Source organism: Permianibacter aggregans (genome assembly GCF_009756665.1).
In the GTDB taxonomy this organism is placed as follows: Bacteria; Pseudomonadota; Gammaproteobacteria; order Enterobacterales; family Permianibacteraceae; genus Permianibacter; species Permianibacter aggregans.
Genome location: NZ_CP037953.1, coordinates 3,581,934 through 3,600,301, shown reverse-complemented (window position 1 = coordinate 3,600,301; position 18,368 = coordinate 3,581,934). Strand labels below are relative to the sequence as shown.

At 54.3% G+C, this 18,368-nt stretch carries 12 protein-coding genes; 4 read left to right on the top strand and 8 right to left on the bottom strand.

Annotation, left to right across the window (positions count from 1 at the left end):
• Positions 1-23: 23 nt before the first annotated feature.
• The 8 genes from E2H98_RS16240 to tnpA (E2H98_RS16205) all read right to left on the bottom strand — a co-directional run bounded on the left by E2H98_RS16240 (position 24) and on the right by tnpA (E2H98_RS16205) (position 12,005).
• Positions 24-2,765 carry a M16 family metallopeptidase gene (locus tag E2H98_RS16240; protein WP_133593237.1) on the bottom strand — a complete coding sequence of 914 codons (2,742 nt, stop codon included), beginning with the start codon at positions 2,763-2,765 and terminating at the stop codon, positions 24-26.
• Between the two features lie 140 nt (positions 2,766-2,905).
• The gene (locus E2H98_RS16235) at positions 2,906-3,382 is read right to left on the bottom strand and encodes a GNAT family N-acetyltransferase (RefSeq protein WP_133593239.1); all 477 of its coding nucleotides are present in this window, start codon (positions 3,380-3,382) and stop codon (positions 2,906-2,908) included.
• A gap of 12 nt (positions 3,383-3,394) precedes the next feature.
• The gene (gene gshA, locus E2H98_RS16230) at positions 3,395-4,957 is read right to left on the bottom strand and encodes a glutamate--cysteine ligase (RefSeq protein ID WP_133593241.1); all 1,563 of its coding nucleotides are present in this window, start codon (positions 4,955-4,957) and stop codon (positions 3,395-3,397) included.
• A gap of 109 nt (positions 4,958-5,066) precedes the next feature.
• Positions 5,067-8,951 carry a phosphoribosylformylglycinamidine synthase gene (gene purL, locus E2H98_RS16225; RefSeq protein ID WP_133593243.1) on the bottom strand — a complete coding sequence of 1,295 codons (3,885 nt, stop codon included), beginning with the start codon at positions 8,949-8,951 and terminating at the stop codon, positions 5,067-5,069.
• A gap of 257 nt (positions 8,952-9,208) precedes the next feature.
• Positions 9,209-9,793 carry a hypothetical protein gene (locus E2H98_RS16220; RefSeq protein ID WP_133593245.1) on the bottom strand — a complete coding sequence of 195 codons (585 nt, stop codon included), beginning with the start codon at positions 9,791-9,793 and terminating at the stop codon, positions 9,209-9,211.
• A 261-nt stretch (positions 9,794-10,054) separates the two neighbouring features.
• A complete protein-coding gene (gene tnpA / locus E2H98_RS16215; RefSeq protein WP_157591422.1) occupies positions 10,055-10,486 on the bottom strand; it encodes an IS200/IS605 family transposase in 432 nt (143 codons plus the stop codon).
• Positions 10,487-10,624: 138 nt separating this feature from the next.
• A complete protein-coding gene (locus tag E2H98_RS16210) occupies positions 10,625-11,404 on the bottom strand; it encodes a hypothetical protein (protein WP_157591421.1) in 780 nt (259 codons plus the stop codon).
• 139 nt (positions 11,405-11,543) lie between these two features.
• Positions 11,544-12,005, bottom strand: a complete 462-nt coding sequence (tnpA, locus tag E2H98_RS16205; protein WP_157591420.1) for an IS200/IS605 family transposase — start codon at positions 12,003-12,005, stop codon at positions 11,544-11,546.
• An 891-nt stretch (positions 12,006-12,896) separates the two neighbouring features.
• On the opposite strand from tnpA (E2H98_RS16205), the gene mltF reads away from it, so the two are divergent.
• The 4 genes from mltF to E2H98_RS16185 all read left to right on the top strand — a co-directional run bounded on the left by mltF (position 12,897) and on the right by E2H98_RS16185 (position 18,359).
• The gene (mltF, locus tag E2H98_RS16200; RefSeq protein WP_133590719.1) at positions 12,897-14,387 is read left to right on the top strand and encodes a membrane-bound lytic murein transglycosylase MltF; all 1,491 of its coding nucleotides are present in this window, start codon (positions 12,897-12,899) and stop codon (positions 14,385-14,387) included.
• Positions 14,388-15,017: 630 nt separating this feature from the next.
• Positions 15,018-16,283 (top strand): efflux RND transporter periplasmic adaptor subunit, encoded by a 1,266-nt coding sequence (locus tag E2H98_RS16195; protein WP_133590717.1) that lies wholly within the window; start codon positions 15,018-15,020, stop codon positions 16,281-16,283.
• Between the two features lie 19 nt (positions 16,284-16,302).
• Entirely contained in the window at positions 16,303-17,040 is a 738-nt protein-coding gene (locus tag E2H98_RS16190; RefSeq protein WP_133590715.1) for an ABC transporter ATP-binding protein, read from the top strand.
• 5 nt (positions 17,041-17,045) lie between these two features.
• Positions 17,046-18,359, top strand: a complete 1,314-nt coding sequence (locus E2H98_RS16185; protein ID WP_133590713.1) for an ABC transporter permease — start codon at positions 17,046-17,048, stop codon at positions 18,357-18,359.
• Positions 18,360-18,368: the final 9 nt, after the last annotated feature.

Below are 18,368 nucleotides of genomic sequence, written 5' to 3'. Positions count from 1 at the left end.
TTGCTTTATAACAAAGCGCCAGATCAGCGCAGCTTGTTGCCATCGGCATCAATCACCGTCACTTCACCGAGCTTCAGATCACGGATCTTCTGTTCGGTTTTGCTCAAGTCGGTAACCACCACCCAGGTCATCGCCTGCGGCCGCAGATATTGCTTGGCGGCAGCATTGATATCAGCGACGGTCAAGGCCTCGTAACGGGCCTTGATCTGCTCAACATAGTTGTCCGGACGCTGGTAATTGGCTATCGAAACCAACGCACCTTGAACGGCATCCATGGTTTCATACTCACCTGGCTGCGAACGCACGGTGTTCAATACCGTTTTCTGCAACTCGGCTTCGGTAGCCGGTTTGCTGCCGATATAGGCCTTCAGCTCGTTCAACACTTCCTGCATCGACTCGACGGTTTTGTCGATTTGCACCGGCGCATAAGCAAAGTAAGGGCTTTGGCCAACCGCGTTCTGCTTGATCGTGTAAGCGCCATAGGCCCAGCTCTTCTGCTCGCGCAGGTTCATATTCAAACGTGCCGTGAACTGGCCGCCGATGATGTCATTCATCGCATACAGCAGCGCGGCTTCGTCATCCTTGAAGCCCGGCATCAACTGACCGGCGATGATCACCGACTGCACCGCACCGGGTTTATCGATCAGAAAAATCTGCGTTTTGTCCTGCATCGGCACATTGGCCAGATTCTTGATTGGTTTCGGCGTTGCCGGTGCTTTCCAGCCACCGAGTGATTTCTCCAGTTTCGGCAACAACTCGCTCAGCGTTGTATCGCCGACGACGACCAGCGTTGCATTATCCGGGCGTACCCATTTCTGATAAAACGCCACCAGATCATCGCGGTTCAGGGCAGTAATCGATTGCTCGGTACCGGAACCGGTGAAGGGCATCGCGTACGAGTGACCATTGCCATAAAGCAGTGGTGGCAGGGTGCGGAAAGCCATCGACACAGGCTGAGCTTTTTCGCGAGCGATATTGGCCAGCCAACGACCGCGCAGACGATCGATTTCTTCCTGATCAAACGCTGGGTTCAGCACGACATCGGCAAACAGATTCAGCGAGTCATCAAGCTTGGCTTTCAACATGTCGATGCTGATGCTGCAGACATCAAGCGCACAACCGCTGCCAAGGTTGGCACCGAGCATTTCGGCTTTTTCGCTGATTTCGCTGGCGGAGAGTTTTTTCGTGCCTTCATCAACCATCGACAAGGCAAAATTGGCGGTGCCCAACTTGCTGCCCTGATCAGCGGCGAAACCGGAATCGATCTGCAGACTGATGTTGACGGCCGGCACGCTGTGACGCTCGGCAAACAATACCTTCAGACCATTGCTCAGCATCGCACGCTCAACTTTCGGAAAGTCAAGATCAGGCGTGCTATTCACTTCCGGCAGCTTGCTGCGGTCGACATTACTGGCGACGGTGTTGTAGTTCGGGAACGGATGCACTTCGAGATGATAATCGCCGCTGGACAGCCAGGCTTTCGCCAGTTGCTGCAGATCCTTGGTTGATGCACTCAGCTTGTGCTCGAGGCTGCGTTTGAAATTGCCTGCTTCGCCGGTATATACCTCGTACGTCGCGAGAATATCGCTCTTGCCACCAAAGCCACCGATGCGCTCGGCACCACGAACAAAGTTCGCCTCCTCGGTCACTTTGACGCGTTCCAGCTCCTTCTTGCTCGGACCTTTATCAATCAGCAACGCCAGTTCGCGATTGATGATCGCTTCGACTTCGGCCGGGTTGACGCCCGGTTTGACATCGACATTGATGCCGAACAGCGAAGCCAGCTCAAACTGCATGACATCAGCGCGGACGTTGGTGGCCATTTGCTTGTCGTAAACCAGCGTTTTGTACAACCGTGAATTTTTGCCACCGCCGAGAATCGCCGCGACCAGTTCCAGTTGATCGGCTTCTTTACTGCCAAAGGTCGGCACGTTCCAGGACTTGGTGATGCGTACCTGTGGCACGCGGTCAAACATGATGTCGCGCTTGCTGTCGTCACGTTTGGCAATCCAGGCACCGCGCTTGACCAGCGGCGGACCGGCTGGAATATCGCCGAAATACTGGTTCATTTTTGACTTCGCGGTTTCAACATCGATATCACCGGCGAGCACGACAACGGCGTTAGCGGCGCCGTAGTAAGTCTTGAACCACTCATGCACGTCTTCGAGTTTCGCGGCGTTCAGATCTTCCATCGAGCCGATCGTGGTCCAGGAATACGGATGACCTTCCGGAAAGCTGCCTTTCTGCAACCATTCGAACGAGCGGCCATAAGGCTGGTTCTCCCCCTGGCGTTTTTCGTTTTGCACTACGCCACGTTGCTCATCCAATTTTTCTTGGGTGACGGCACCGAGCATATGACCCATGCGATCCGATTCCATCCACAGTGTCATATCGAGCGCCGTCTTCGGCACGTTCTGGAAGTAATTGGTGCGATCCAGCCAGGTCGTGCCGTTCATGTCGGTAGCGCCAACTTTTTCGAACGGACCGAAATATTCATCGTTGTAGTTTTCGCTGCCGTTGAACATCAGGTGCTCAAACAAATGCGCGAACCCGGTGCGCCCTGCCTTCTCGTCTTTGGAACCAACGTGGTACCACACGTTGACGGCGACAATCGGCGCTTTTTTGTCTTCATGGACGATGACGCGCAGACCGTTGTCGAGCGTGAATTTGGTGTAGGGAATATCAAGTGTAGTGGTATCAGCAGCGGCGACAATGGCACTGCCGAACACCATCAAGGTGGCAACAGAAAGAGTGGATAAACGCACGGTGGAATCCTTTTGTGCTGGCAAAAATAGGCCAGCAGCTTAGCGCGTTTACGACAGTGACGACTACGTCAAGCGATAGCTCAGCTGTTAACAGTTATGAACGCCGCTACAAATCGATACAAATGAGGCGACGCTTTTGCCTATTTCTTCGCCAAAGCCAGCAGCGCATCACCGGTGACGCGATTGACCGTCCACTCATCCATCAATTTGGCGCCGAGACTGCGATAGAAATCAATCGCCGGCGTATTCCAATCAAGAACCGACCATTCCAGACGGCCAAACCCGTTTTCAACGCAGCGCCGTGCCAACTCGATCAGCAGTGCTTTGCCAATGCCTTTGCCACGAAATTCCGGGTAGACAAACAAGTCCTCCAGGTAAATACCGGGCTTGGCCAGAAACGTCGAGTAATTGTGGAAGAACAAGGCAAAACCAGCCGGTTTATTCTGCCATTCGGCAATCAATACTTCGGCGGCCGGTTTATCGCCGAACAAGGTTGCATTCAATTTTTCTTCGGTGGCCTGCACCTCATGACTGAGTTTCTCGTAATCGGCCAGTGCTTCAATAAAACGCTGAATTTGTGGCACATCGGCGGCTGTGGCAGCACGTATGGTCAGCATTGTTTTTCCTTGTCAGGCGTAATAGCGATCAACATATTCAGCGAACGTCAGCGTATCTCCCATCTCCATCGCTTTCTGATCAGCCAGAGACTCGATAGCCAGTTGCTCGGCACGGCGCTCAAACACTTCATCGATCGGCAGCGACAAAATCGTGTCGCGGTGCTGCTTGGCGAGCCCCAATGCATAACGGAAGAATCCGCCGACTTCCATCGCTTCGCGCAGCAATCGCGCCGACGGCGTCTTCTCCGGATCGAGCACCCGCTCACGCAAATCAGCTAATGATTGCTGATAAGCCTTGCCACCGTAAGCGGTATCGAGCAAATCGGCAAAGGCTTTCATGTCGTCAAACAACTCCAGCGCCACGTCCTTGAATGGCTGCTCTTTGTTGTAGACCAGCAACGATAATTCTGGATGACGCCCGTTCAACACCACGCGGCGTTTATTTTCCTTGTTCTCGGCGTCCTCGCGTGGCGAAATCGGCGGGCTCTCGCGGAACAAACACATCAGCAGCAACACGTCCGCAAAACGCATCATGTCCTCATTGATGCCAATCGGACTGAACGCATCGATATCGAACAGCCGCACCTCAATGTATTCAACGCCGTGCAGTCGCAACGACTTTGATGGACGCATGCCGAGCACCGGCGTATGTTTCGGACGAATGCCGGAATAGAACTCGTTTTCGACTTGCAACAAATTGCCATTCAATTGCTTCCAGTGGCCGTCGACAACAACGCCGATGTTCTCGTAATACGGATCCGGCGTGCGAATCGCATGCTCCATACCATCGAGATACGAGTTCAGGTTATCGAAACGGATATTGATGCCGGCCTGGGCATTGTTCTGATAACCGATATCACTCATCCGCAAACTGGTCGCGTATTCGCCGTATAACGAACGTGGTGATAGTTCTTTCAATTCCAGCTTACCGTCTTTCAAAAACGAGCGACAAACTGCCGGCGAAGCACCAAACAAATACGGAATCAGCCAGGAATAGCGCTGGTAATTGCGAATCAACGCGAAGTAACGCTCGTCCTTGAACGATCGCAGCGAGCCCTTGTGGCCACAGCTTTGTTGCAGCCACTGCCAGAATTCCTCAGGCAACGACCAGTTGTAATGGACGCCGGCAATCGTTTGCATCTGACGGCCGTATCGATGGCCAAGGCCTTCGCGATAAACGTATTTCATCTTCCCTGAATTGGAGCTGCCGTAATCGGCGATCTGAATCAGCTTTTCATCGCCGAGCATGCAGGGCATAGACGTGCTCCACATCAGTTCATCACCAATGCGGCGCGCAACAAACTGGTGGATCTTGGTCAGAAATTCGAGTGGCTGGGAAAACTCGCTGGATGCCGGCGTGATGAACTCCAGCAACGCTTCGGCATAGTCTGTCGTGATAAACGGGTGGGTCAGCTTGCTGCCGAGACTCGATGGATGCGGCGTTTGCGCCAACTCACCATTGCCGGTGACGCGCAGCGTTTCCCGTTCGATGCCGCGCTTGATACCGGTCAGCAGCGAGGATTTTTCTTTGCAGCCCAATGCCTGAACGGCATTGCAGCAGGTGAATTTCAGCATGAATCAGTTCCGGCGACGGTGAAGCCTCCAATATGACACCGGAACCAGAAAAATCAACGGTGAAAAATAAGGGGGCTTAACGCCCCCTGAAAAAAGTTTGTTTCCGTTTTTAATCCACTGCCTTGCGGGCATTGCGGAACATGCGCAGCCACGGCCCGTCTTCACCCCACTCGGCTGGCGCCCAGGAGTGCTGCACTGTGCGGAAAACGCGCTCCGGATGCGGCATCATGATCGTCACGCGACCATCGCGTGTGGTCACGGCAGCGATGCCATGCGGTGCGCCATTCGGGTTGGCCGGGTAATGCTCGGCAACCTTGCCGTGGTTATCGACCCAACGCGCCGCGACCAGACCACTGGCCTGCAGATTGGCCAGCGCATCGTCCGTTGCTTCCACCCGGCCTTCGCCGTGGGCAACGGCAACCGGCAGATGCGAGCCTTCCATATCACTGAAGAACAGGCTCGGCGATTTTTCCAAACCGAGCATCGCTAGACGACCTTCGAATTGTTCGGAAGCGTTGCGAACAAAACGCGGGAAATGTTCGGCGCCAGGGATCATGGCTTTCAATTGCGACATCATCTGGCAGCCATTGCAGACGCCGAGTGAGAAAGTGTTTTCCCGGGCGAAAAACGCCGCGAATTCATCACGGGTTTCCGGATGGAACAACACGTTCTTGGCCCAGCCGCCACCGGCACCAAGCACGTCACCATAGGAAAAGCCGCCGCAGGCAACCAAGCCGGTGAAATCCTTCAGGGAAACGCGACCGCTGAGAATATCGCTCATATGCACATCGACTGACCTGAAGCCGGCACGCATGAACACCGCTGCCATTTCCAGCTGACCATTGACGCCCTGCTCGCGCAGAATCGCAACGCGAGGCTTGACGCCGGTATTGATAAATGGCGTAGCAATATCCTGTTCCGGTTTGAACGTCAGTTTTGGCGTCAGGCCCGGATTGTTGTCGTCAGTTTTGCTGACGTATTCCTGTTCGGCGCAAAGCGGATTGTCGCGCAGCTTTTGCATTTCGTAGGAAACCCGCGACCAGATTTTCTTCAGCGCCATCGTCGGTTCGCTGAGCAGGGTTTTGCCTTCGTGCTGAATGCGGACTTGGCGCAACGACAAGGGTTTGCCGATGTCGACGCTGGTCAAGCCATGCTGACGCAACGTGACACCAATCTGCGGCAGTTCGCTGACGCGCACTTGGATAACCGCCCCGAGTTCTTCGTTGAACAACGCCGACATCGCGTTGGCACCAAGCGCACTGATATCGATGTCGATACCACAATGGCCGGCAAACGCCATCTCAGTTAAGGTTGCCAGCAAACCGCCATCACTGCGATCGTGATAGGCAAGCAGCTTGCCTTCATCGTTCAGTTGTTGAATGGCGTTGAAGAAATTTTTCAGCAATTCGGCGTCTTCGACATCCGGCGCATCGTTGCCGATTTGCTCGAAGCACGTAGCCAGAATCGAGGCGCCGAGGCGTTGTTTGCCATGAGCCAAATCGATAAACAGCAAACGGGTTTCGCTATCGAGTTCAACCAGTTGTGGGGTCAGTGATTGGCGGGCATCGAGCACCGGCGCAAACGCGGTGATGATCAAACTGAGCGGCGCCGTCACCGATTTTTTCTGCTCGCCTTCATTCCATACCGTGCGCATCGACATCGAATCTTTGCCGACCGGAATGGTGATGCCAAGGGCCGGGCAAAGCTCCATGCCAACGGCTTTGACGGCGGCATACAAATTGGCGTCTTCACCTTCGGCGCCAGCAGCTGCCATCCAGTTGGCCGACAGGCGAATGTCGCTGATTTTCTTGATGCGGGCCGCCGCAATATTGGTGATCGATTCGGCGACGGCCATGCGGGCCGACGCGGCGGCGTCAATGACCGCGACCGGCGTGCGCTCACCCATCGCCATTGCTTCGCCGGTGTAACCGCTCAATGCACTCAAGGTGACGGCGCAATCGGCGACGGGCACCTGCCAGGGGCCGACCATTTGATCGCGAGCAACCAAGCCGGTAATCGTGCGATCGCCGATGGTGATCAAAAACGATTTATCGGCAACGGTTGGATGCGCCAACACACGCTCGGCCATTTCTTTGACCGACGCCTTGATGTCAACCACCGGCAAGGACAATTCGCGGGTTTTCGCTTCGCGATGCATGCGCGGTGGCTTGCCGAATAACACGTCCATCGGAATATCGATTGGCGCGTTGTTGAAGGCTTTGTCATTCAGGTGCAAATGGCGCTCTTTGGTGGCCTGACCAAGCACAGCAAACGGCGCGCGCTCGCGTTTGCACAGCGCTTCGAATACCGACAGCTTTTCAGGCGGAATCGCCAGCACATAACGTTCCTGCGCTTCGTTACACCAAATCTCGACCGGCGACATGCCTGGCTCGGCGTTTGGCACGGCGCGCAATTCAAAACGCGCACCGAGTTCGCTGTCGTTGACCAGTTCCGGCAGCGCATTGGAAATTCCACCAGCGCCGACGTCGTGAATCGAACGAATCGGGTTGTTGTCGCCAAGCGCCCAGCAGCGATCAATGACTTCCTGACAGCGACGCTCCATCTCGGCGTTGTCGCGTTGTACCGAGGCAAAATCCAAATCCGCTGCAGAGGCGCCAGAGGCCATCGACGAGGCCGCGCCACCGCCCAAGCCGATCAGCATCGACGGACCACCAAGCACGATAATGTGATCGCCCGGTTGCATGACACCTTTTTGCACATGATCGGCACGGATGTTACCGAGGCCGCCAGCGATCATGATCGGCTTGTGATAACCGCGCACTTCGACGTTGTCGCCAACCGGAATCGCCTGTTCGAAACTGCGGAAATAACCGTTCAGATTCGGGCGGCCAAATTCGTTGTTGAACGCGGCGCCGCCAATCGGGCCTTCGAGCATGATGTCGAGCGCCGAAACGATGCGGAACGGCTTGCCATAATTGTTCTGCTCCCAGGGTTGTTCGTAACCGGGAATACGCAAATTGGAAACGGTGAAACCGGTCAAGCCGGCCTTTGGTTTGGCGCCGCGGCCGGTCGCGCCTTCGTCACGAATTTCGCCACCGGCACCAGTCGAGGCGCCCGGGTACGGGGAAATTGCTGTCGGGTGATTGTGGGTTTCGACTTTCATCAGAATGTGCACGGGTTCGTGCACAAAACGGTATTCGCCGGTTTCAACATTGGTCATGAATCGATCGGCATCAAAGCCTGCCATGACCGCGGCATTATCTTTGTAGGCACTCAACACGCCTTCGCTGTTGCAGGCGTAGGTGTTTTTGATCATCTTGAACAGCGACAGCTCCTGCTCGGCACCATCGATAGTCCACGAAGCGTTGAAAATTTTGTGCCGGCAATGTTCGCTGTTGGCCTGTGCGAACATCATCAACTCAACGTCAGTCGGATTGCGTTGCAATTCAGTGAAACGGGCAACAAGATAATCGACTTCGTCTTCCGCCAGCGCCAGGCCGAGTTCGCGATTGGCAAGTTCCAGTGCTTTGCGCCCCTGACCGATGACATCAACGGTCGTGAATGGTTTCGGTTGGTGGCTGGCAAACAGCGCTTCGGCCGCTTCCAGCGTATGGAAACTCACTTGCGTCATCCGGTCGAACAGCACGGCACCGGCATTGCTCAATTGGCTTTCGTTCAGCGCTTCGCTGGTTTTCAGGTAATAGGCAATGCCGCGCTCAATGCGGCGAATCTTGCTCAGGCCGCAATTGGCGGCGATATCGGTCGCCTTCGACGACCACGGCGAAATGGTGCCCGGCCGCGGCGTTACCAGCACCAGCGTGCCTTCGGTCGATTGCTGAGGCAATGTCGGACCATAGCTCAACAGCTGATCCAGCACCTGGCGCTCATCGGCCGTCAATTCAGCCGCCAGATCGACGAAGTGCATGTACTCGGCGTAAATGCCTTGCACAGTTGGCACGAGTGTCTTGGCGGATTGCAGCAGTTTGGCTTGACGGAACGGCGAAAGGGCGGGAGCGCCACGCAATGTCAGCATGGAAAAGACTCGTAGGGCGGAAGGGAATAGAAGGGCCGATATGATAGCGCAAAATGGCATTTTTCAGCCATAAAAAGCCGGAAAACCCAAGCTTAGCTCAGCACTAAAAGCGGCTCCCTTCCGGAATGAAACACTCCATTGAACAAAGAATGACCAAGTGGGGCATTTGATAAGTCTTCGTGAAAGAATATTACTGAACAGCAAAAAAGGGCATTGGGCCCTAAAGTAGCCAAGTCGAGGATGACCTTAATCTGAAATCAGAAATATGAAATCCGTGCCTTCGCGTCTAACGCCGTCAATTTGATGTGCATAGTTAACGGTTGCCCTCCCCAATCAACCGGCAGCTTGATTAATAACCAGTTGCCGATACCGCTCTCAATCAAGGTTGTTTTGCCCGGCTCGTAGCGAACACCAAACAGACGGCCGCTGTTAAAAAGTTCGGTGAGTTTAGGATTAAAGTCGACATTTGCTTTTTGGCCTGGAGACAAATGCAAAGGTATCAATTTATGCAATCGGTCTTCATTCTTCGGCACATAGCCCTTCGGCCCCAAAACTTCCCCAGCGACGCTGGAACCATAACTTCGCAGAAGCGTGTCATCCGGTTGATGACTGGAGGATAATAGCGCCTGATCCCAGTGTAAAATCAGAAGCTTGTCCGATAGATTCTGAACTAGATTGTCAATGATAATGTTATCGACGGAAATGACCCAAGATAGCAAACTATCCTGATATTTAAGATCCGCGAAAGCTTCGAGTGATTTAGGATGCTTCTGCATTTCAGAGACCTTACCGGTATCAAAGCCTGAAGCAATTTCGCCCGAAGAATGGTAGCTAATGTCCATCCTCACTCGGAAGTCGACAACGGTGGCACCGAGACTACTACACCCGCACAATAGCGCTGCTATTGCGATAAACAAAAGGCCAAAAAATCTCATTAGTATTACTCCCGGACAAAACCATGAAAAGTTGAATAGATCGTTTCAATTCAGAGTAAATATCCCCCGGCAAAGCCGGGGGCTTTAAATTTGTGAGCCGCTCGAAGCGGCTTGTTCGGGGTCGCTAACGCGGCCCCGCGTATTTTCTGCCACCTTGACGGTGGCCTCTCAACTCCACAGCTTCATTTGTTCGAGGCGCTCATCCTCTTTTTCCTGGTTCCGGATGTACTCTCGAATTGTCTCTTCGTCTCGCCCCACTGTCGAAACGAAGTACCCCCTCGCCCAAAAGGGTTGACCGATAAAATTTTGCTTTCGTTCTCCATATACTCGCGCTAGATGTATGGCGCTCTTTCCCTTGATAAAACCCACTACCTGCGACACCGCATGTTTCGGTGGTATCGAAATCAGCATATGCACATGATCTGGCATCACATGCCCCTCTTCGATCCGGCATTCCTTCCGCGCGGCCAGTTTATGGAATATCTCTCCGAGATGCGGTCGCAGTTGCTTATACAGCGTCCTTCGACGGCACTTCGGAATAAATACTACATGGTATTTGCACTCCCACTTTGAGTGGCTTAGGCTTTCAAACTCGTCCATTTCGGTTTCTCCGATTCGTGTTGCTTGGCGGCTCACGTTTCGGAGTTTCCGTTATGGACTCCAGTAATTGTCAAACTGCTGCTGCCACCCCGGCAGAGCCGGGGGAACTCCCGTTACGGCTTAGGCAATGATCAGGAGTTACAGAGGGTCAGTAAAATCCTCCCAGTCGTCTGGACCACAAACTATAAACGTATCACAACCTCCGCCACCAGCAACAAAACCAAACAAATCTCCGATTAATTCACCGATTGCGCCCAAAAAGCTGCCGATTGCGTCGACCAGCGAGTTGCCGACTGGTGAATCGAACAAACACGCCAAATGGCCATGGTCTCTAACACACGAGTCATGCCCCCAACACTCATCAGTCCAAATCCCAGTACACCCCCAACATTGCGGACCACAACATCCATGGCAGTCACCATCTGTAGAGGACTCCTGTGCGCTTGAGGCCGTCGGAGTTGTTTGCACTTCTCTCGCTGATGATTTCTGACAAAATTCCGTTGAGCTATCACCTATTTTGATTGGTTTTCCCTGTGTACTCAGCATGTCGAAAAGGCCAGAGTTCTGAATCATGAATTGTCTGCCGCGATATTGACATTGACCTTTCGCACACGCCTGACGCAGCTCGCTGGCGCGCTCGACACCAAGCAGTTGGTCGACATGATCGAATCCGGTGTAGTGGCCGGTAGCAAGCTCGGCAGCCATCCGCATGGCGCCAAACGTCGCCTTCAGTTTCGCCTGCTCGGGAGAAGTTTCAAAGGATTCGAGTAATACATAGAGCGCCAGCACACCATCGCTAAACGCCTTGCCGGTATCGCCGCGCTGGAAATCCTTTAATCGCTGATATGCTGTGCTGGGTATCGGGTTACGAGTTTGTTGCAGCAAGACCTCTCGGACATCAACACCGTCAATCAGCATATTTACGGTTTTCTCTCCTGTTTCCGAGTTTACTCCCCAAGCAGGCGCCACCAACGGTTTAACCGTCTGCGAGGCTTCGTGTAAACGACCACGCTCATAGAACGTGGTCTTGCCTTCTGCCCCCTATAAGGGGGCACACCTAGCGACCCTTCTGAGAAGGCTCGCTGTTCCGTGCAAACTCCAACTGCTGCTGATGTTGTTCCTGCTTTTCCTGATATTTCACGTACTTCTGAATCATCTCTGCGTTCAGGCCGACCGTATCGGCGCAATATCCTTTCGCCCAGAAATGATTGCCCCAATACGGCTTCTTCCTTAAGTACGGAAATTCACTGAATATCCGTATCGCAGTGCGGCCTTTCAGGACTCCCATCAGCTCTGATACCGATGTCTTTGGCGGAATCTTCACCAGTAAGTGCACATGATCGACCTGCACATTTAATTCAACTACCTGACAGCCTAGCCTCAAACAAAAGAGCATCACACATTGATGAATCTCTTTTGCTATCGGCCCTTTCAATATCCGAAACCGATACTTTGGCGTCCAGGCAATATGGTATTGACAATGCCATATGACATGCGACGCTCTTATAAACCTGCTCATGCTTGTTTCCTTCTGATGTGTTGTGGGGACAACACCCAGAAGGTACTTGCATGGGCAGGCGCTCTAACAGGCGTAGCCGGTTAGGCGATGACCACGTGCACAGCACGTGGGTTTCTTTTTGCTACTAAATGAAAGGCTGCGGCGAGTACTACACCATTTGGTAGCGACTTGGCCCGGAAAAGAATGCGTTTGCCATTGGGGCTTTCGTACCCTGCATACAGACCCTGCTTCGGGTTGTAGAATTTGACTCTCAGACTGGGACGTACGGCTCGAATCGGTGGGGCACGCAAAAATTCGGCCGATAGTTGGGGAGCATGTAGTGAAGAATGAGCAAGCGCTGGAGAAGATTCCTCCGCCAATGACTGAACAGGCATCAGTGACAGAAAACTTAAGACCAAGTAACAGACGAAACTTTTATTGCTTCGCATGTGAACACTCCTTGTTGAGATCCCAACTACCCTATTTGCTGCAACTTATATGCATGTTTTTTAAGATGTCAAGAATCTGCTTTGTCATGAGTAAGAAGCCTGTCACTCCTCTTTTTCATCGACAAAATGGCATTTTTCCGCCATAAAAAGCCGGAAAACCACGGTTTCCCTGCTTTATCCAAATATTCCCCGCTTTGTGCCCAGATATTGGGGTAATGGTGAATAACCACTACCAGTTCTGGGGCGTGGCGATACTACCCCGATGGCTAATAATGGTCGTTTCATCGGCTCCGAACTGGGCCAGAAAATTGAAAATAACGTGCCAGTATGTCTATGAAATATTTACCTTTTTTGACCCAAAACTTGAAAAAGGCCCGGTTCGCGTCCACAATTCGCGCAAATTTTCACCAAAAGCCGGTTAAGGACCAAGCGGCCGAGTGGTGGTTACGCAGGATGTGCAATCTTGAGTTTCAAAAAAATTGCCCGTCGCCTGGGTGGAATGACTCTGCTGGTGGCGACAATCGCGGGATGCTGGTGGCAGTGGCAACAACCGGCCGAAACCATCTCCCCGGCGCAGATCCAACAGCGCCAAACACTGCGGGTCGCGATTCCAGCAGACTTGATCCCGCCGTCACACGATATTGATGCTTCCGTCGAACTGAGTTTGGCGCATGAGCTCGCCGACGAACTCGGCGTCAAGCTGTCGCTATTGCCGTTTGATCGGCTCGAACAAGTGCCGATGCTACTGCAAAGCGGCCAAGTTGATATCGCGCTGGCGGTGCCTGGAACCAGTCCGGTCATGAACGGACTGGCGTTGACTGATGCCTATATGTCAGTCAATTACTACCTCGTGCACAAGAACAGCGTGGTTCGTCCACGCAATTTGAACGAATTGAATGGCCAATTGCGGGTACCGGCCGGTAGCCGTGTTGCCGAGTTATTGATTGCCGAAAAATTCAAAGACCCGGCGCTGACCTGGAACGAATCGGCACAGAATTACGGCAGCCTGATGAGCGAAGTGATCGACGAAACGGTCGAGTTCACGTTGGCGCCATCGCCGATTTACGCGATCAAGCGCAATATTTTTCCCGAACTGATGGCCGGTTTCCCGGTCGGTGAACCAGAAGCCTGGCACTGGGCGGTCGACACCCGCAACGATGAACTGTATTTGAAAGTGCAGGAATTCGTGCAGCAACGCCTCTATTCTGGCCAGATTGCTGATTTGATTGCTCGTGCTCTTGAGCCTCTGGAATCGAACGACTATTTGCATGCGCGTCTGTTCATGGATGGCGTGTTACAACGCTTGCCGAGCTTGCGTACGCATTTTGTCCGCGCAGCCGGCAATGATCTGGACTGGCGTTTGCTGGCCGCGATTGCCTATCAGGAATCGCATTGGCGCACCCGCGCCGTGTCGCCGACCGGTGTGCGCGGCGTCATGATGCTGACCCAGGATACCGCCGCTGAACTTGGCGTCGAGAATCGCAATGATCCAGCCCAGAGCATTCGCGGCGGAGCCGAATATTTCCGACTGATGCACGACAAGATCCCGGGCCGAATTCAGGAGCCGGATCGCACCTGGTTCACGCTCGCCGCTTACAACATCGGCTTTGGCCATTTGGAAGATGCGCGCATTCTGACCCAGCGTGCCGGCGATGACCCGGACAACTGGGCCGATGTTGCCAAGCATCTGCCGAAGCTGCGTGACCCGAACATCTATCCGAAAACCAAACGCGGTTATGCCCGTGGCGATGAGCCGGTCACCTATGTACACAATATTCAGCGCTACTACGCGACGCTGCGCTGGCTCGAAGATTTGCCCGACGCCGAACAATTGCGCCGCATCGCCGGCATTCCGTTGAAGCCGCGTGTACCGAGCATCCTCGATGAAGACAACGCCGAAACCATGCTGGCACAATCGGAAGAGCAAAGCGGCGTGCTGACCGTGATGAACTGATCGCAGCGCTACCAAAAACCCTCCTCCCAATTCCCAACGCCGTTTTCGCGTTCGCGAAAGCGGCTCCCCTACTCCCCGTTCTAGGGCCTGTTTATCTTTACCACACCGCTGCGACGGAGCTGCCCGTGGCGCAGTGGTCGCGCGCGTTCCTGACGCGCTTGCGACACTTCCCACTTCCCTGTGGGGCGCAGGAATGAGGAGCGTGGTGTACTTGACGTACATGAGCGACGAATGACGCCGCAATGCGCAACGGGCGGCCCGTCCCTTCGGGTTGCGCCCAGAAATGCGCCATGCCGCGTTGCTCGTCGTTCATTTGGAATAACCACAAAAACGCCGGGAGCGTTTTTGAGCTTCAGCCCCGGAGGGGTGAGACACAGGGATGTGTCGAACAAACTTCTCTCCTCGCGCCTTGCCTGGCGCTTTTCTGGGCGGCAACGCTATGGCGTGGCAAAGGTAAACAGGCACTAATCAATTGTCCGTGACCGGACACTGTCCGGCCTCAGCGCAAAAGTGTCCGCGGACACTTTTATCCGAAAACAATTCAAGCAAAATCAATCACTTAATATTTGGCACGCTTAGTGCTCTACGCAAACTATTCCAATACCAACCACGTCATCTGTACGGAACCCGATGATTAAAGACACTTCCCAAACTGACCGCGTGATCATGAAAAAGCCGGCCTGGTATCAACGCCCACCCTTGCGCTACGGCGCGCTCGGCGGCGGCTTGCTGGCGCTGGTGGTGTTCGGCGTCGCCCACTGGTCCACCAGCGCCTTTTCGATCAACAGCGATCGTCTGCGTTTTGCCGATGTGCAACGTGGTTTGTTGATTCGCGATGTCAACGTCAACGGCCGCGTCGTCGCCGCCGATAGCGCGACGCTGTATGCCAGCGCCACTGGCACCGTGACGCTGAAACACCGTGCCGGCGACACCGTCCAGCAAGGCGACGTCTTGGCCGAACTCGATTCACCGGAACTGACCAATGAGCTGCAACGCGAACAATCGACGCTACAGCGTTTGAGCTCGGAATTCTCGCGGCAAAAAATCGAAGCCGAGCGGCTGAAACTGGCCGCAGTAAAAGAGGCCGATGAAGCCTCGCTGGCCTTGCTTGCTGCCGAACGCGATTGGCAACGCATTGCTTCCGCTTGTGCCGCGCAAGTGATCGCCAAACTCGATTGCCTGGAGCGGGAAGACGCCGTGAAAAGCGCAAGCATTCGCGATCAACACGCTGCCAAGGAAGCGGAATTGGAAGCACAAAGCGTCGAGTTTGAACTTGCTACCCGCAAGCAGGAAGTGGCCCGGCAAACGCTGGTGGTGCAAAACCTGATGCGCCGCGTCGACGAGCTGAAACTGCGCGCGCCATTCAACGGCATCGTTGGCAGCGTCGCCATCGCCGACCGTGCGGTGTTGCCAATCAATTCGCCGATCATGACGCTGGTCGATTTGAGCCGGCTCGATGTCGAGCTGTCCGTGCCGGAATCCTACGCCGAAGATCTGGGCCTTGATATGCAGGTCGAAGTGCAGCTCGGCAACGCCCAGGCCAATGGCCGCATCCTGGCGATTTCACCGGAAGTGACCGACAACCAGGTGCTGGTGCGCGTGCGTCTCGACAATGAAAGCCAGGTCGGCATCCGTCAGAACCAGCGCGTCAGCGCGCGCATTCTGTTCGAGGAAAAACCGAATGTGTTGCTGGTGCAGCGCGGTCCATTTGTCGAAGCCGATGGCGGCCGCTTTGCCTATGTCGTCGAAGGCAATACCGCCATGCGTCGGCCGGTTACCCTGGGCGCCACCAGTGTCAACGCCGTCGAGATTATCGAAGGCCTGAAAGAAAACGAACGCATTGTCATTTCCGGCACCGAGAATTTTGAGCGCGCCGAACGAATTCAATTGAACTGAGAAACTTAAGGAAACTGTCATGCTGAAAATGAATAACTTGAGCAAGGTGTACCGCACCCAGATGATCGAAACGCATGCGCTGCGCGGTATCAACATTCACGTCAAGGAAGGCGAGTTCGTTGCCGTCACCGGTCCGTCCGGTTCCGGTAAAACCACGTTCCTGAATATCGCCGGCATGCTGGAAGAGCTGAGCAGCGGCGAATACTGGCTCGACGGCGTCGACGTGCGCGGCTTGAACGACAACGAGCGCTCACGTCTGCGCAACGAAAAAATCGGTTTTGTTTTCCAGGGTTACAACCTGATCCCGGATTTGAATCTGTTTGACAACGTCGATGTGCCGTTGCGCTATCGCGGCTATTCGGCCGCCGAACGCAAGAAACGTATTGAAGACGCACTGCTGCGCGTTGGCCTGCTTTCTCGCATCAATCATTACCCGGCGGAACTCTCCGGTGGCCAGCAACAACGCGTCGCCATTGCTCGCGCGCTGGCCGGTACGCCACGCCTGCTGCTCGCCGACGAACCGACTGGCAACCTCGACAGCACGATGGCGCGCGGCATCATGGAGTTGCTGGAGGAAATCAATGCGCAAGGCACAACGATTGTCATGGTTACTCACGATAACGAGCTGGCCGCGCGCGCCCAGCGCAATGTCCATTTCGTCGATGGCCAGGTCATCGATATCGCCGAAGAAGCCGCCAGCCTGCTGCAAAGTTTCAGCCACAACAAAGCCGGCGCACCGGCCGCGGCCACGGAGTGATGCCGATGTTCGCCTACTATGTTCGACTGGGGTTCAAGCGGCTGCGCCGTAACCCGATTCTGACCGGATTGATGATCCTGACCATTGCCATCGGTATCGCCGCCAGCATGTCGACGCTGACCGTGCTGTACATGATGTCCGGTAATCCGATTCCGGAGAAAAGTGAACGGTTGGTCGTGCCACTGCTTGATAACGGCCAATTGGAAAGCTATATCGAAGGCGAAGAACCGCCAATACAAATCAGCTATATCGACGCTAATAATTTGCTGCAACAGAAATACGCACTACGACAAACGGCGATTTACGGCATTGCCTCGATCATTGAAAGTGACCGCAAAGAGCTACCAAACTTTTTTACCGACGGATTGGCCGTCACCGCCGATTTCTTCCCGATGTTCAACGTGCCGTTTCTGCATGGCAGTTCGTGGACTGTGGACGAAGATGCCAATGGCACACCGGTCGCGGTGTTGAGCAAATCCATGAGCGAGCGCTTGTTTAAAAGTGACGATCCAATCGGTCGATTTTTTAACGCCAATGATCGCCAGTATCGTGTGGTCGGCGTCATTGATGATTGGCAACCGTTGCCGCGCTATTACCGATTGATCTCTGGTAAAGCCACCTACGGCGAAATTGAGTCGATGTTCATACCGCTAAAAGCAGCGCTGGCCCAAGAGTATCGCAACAATGGCTCAGTGCAATGCAACGGCCCACGCTCTGGTGATGGCTTTGAAGGCTTTCTGCAATCAGAGTGCACCTGGATTCAATTCTGGTTCGAACTTGGACCACATCAGTCGCGTGCGGCGTTGAATGATTATCTGCACAACTACATCACCGAGCAGAAAAAACTTGGTCGCTATCAGCGTCCAATCAGCTTCCAAACCTACGATGTCATGGAATGGCTGGAAGAACGCGAAGTGATAGGCAAGGACAGCAAGCTGCAATCCATTCTGGCGATCGGCTTTCTGCTGGTCTGTCTGGTTAACGCCGTCGGTTTGATGCTGGCCAAATACAGCGCCCGCGCCGGAGAAATCGGTGTGCGCCGCGCGCTCGGCGCCAATCGCCGCGATATCTTCACTCAATTCCTGATTGAAACCGGTGTCATTGGCCTCGCCGGTGGCGTACTCGGCCTGGGTTTAAGTTTTGCTGGCCTCGCGTTGATCGCCCAACAATCAAGCAGCATGGAAACGGTGGCCACGATGAATGTCGAAATGCTGCTGGCCACGATTGGTCTGGCGATTCTTGCCACGCTGTTATCAGGCCTTCTCCCGACCTGGCGCGCTTGCCAGGTGAAACCCGCCGTGCAACTGAAATCCCAATAAGGTGGTCGC

What these genes read in the sequence shown, in the direction of transcription:
- E2H98_RS16235 (WP_133593239.1), bottom strand. Translation starts at nt 3,382, where the DNA reads ATGCTGACCATACGTGCTGCCACAGCCGCCGATGTGCCACAAATTCAG.
- gshA (WP_133593241.1), bottom strand. Translation starts at nt 4,957, where the DNA reads ATGCTGAAATTCACCTGCTGCAATGCCGTTCAGGCATTGGGCTGCAAA.
- purL (WP_133593243.1), bottom strand. Translation starts at nt 8,951, where the DNA reads ATGCTGACATTGCGTGGCGCTCCCGCCCTTTCGCCGTTCCGTCAAGCC.
- E2H98_RS16220 (WP_133593245.1), bottom strand. Translation starts at nt 9,793, where the DNA reads ATGGACATTAGCTACCATTCTTCGGGCGAAATTGCTTCAGGCTTTGAT.
- tnpA (WP_157591422.1), bottom strand. Translation starts at nt 10,486, where the DNA reads ATGGACGAGTTTGAAAGCCTAAGCCACTCAAAGTGGGAGTGCAAATAC.
- E2H98_RS16210 (WP_157591421.1), bottom strand. Translation starts at nt 11,404, where the DNA reads ATGCTGATTGACGGTGTTGATGTCCGAGAGGTCTTGCTGCAACAAACT.
- tnpA (WP_157591420.1), bottom strand. Translation starts at nt 12,005, where the DNA reads ATGAGCAGGTTTATAAGAGCGTCGCATGTCATATGGCATTGTCAATAC.
- E2H98_RS16195 (WP_133590717.1), top strand. Translation starts at nt 15,018, where the DNA reads ATGATTAAAGACACTTCCCAAACTGACCGCGTGATCATGAAAAAGCCG.
- E2H98_RS16190 (WP_133590715.1), top strand. Translation starts at nt 16,303, where the DNA reads ATGCTGAAAATGAATAACTTGAGCAAGGTGTACCGCACCCAGATGATC.
- E2H98_RS16185 (WP_133590713.1), top strand. Translation starts at nt 17,046, where the DNA reads ATGTTCGCCTACTATGTTCGACTGGGGTTCAAGCGGCTGCGCCGTAAC.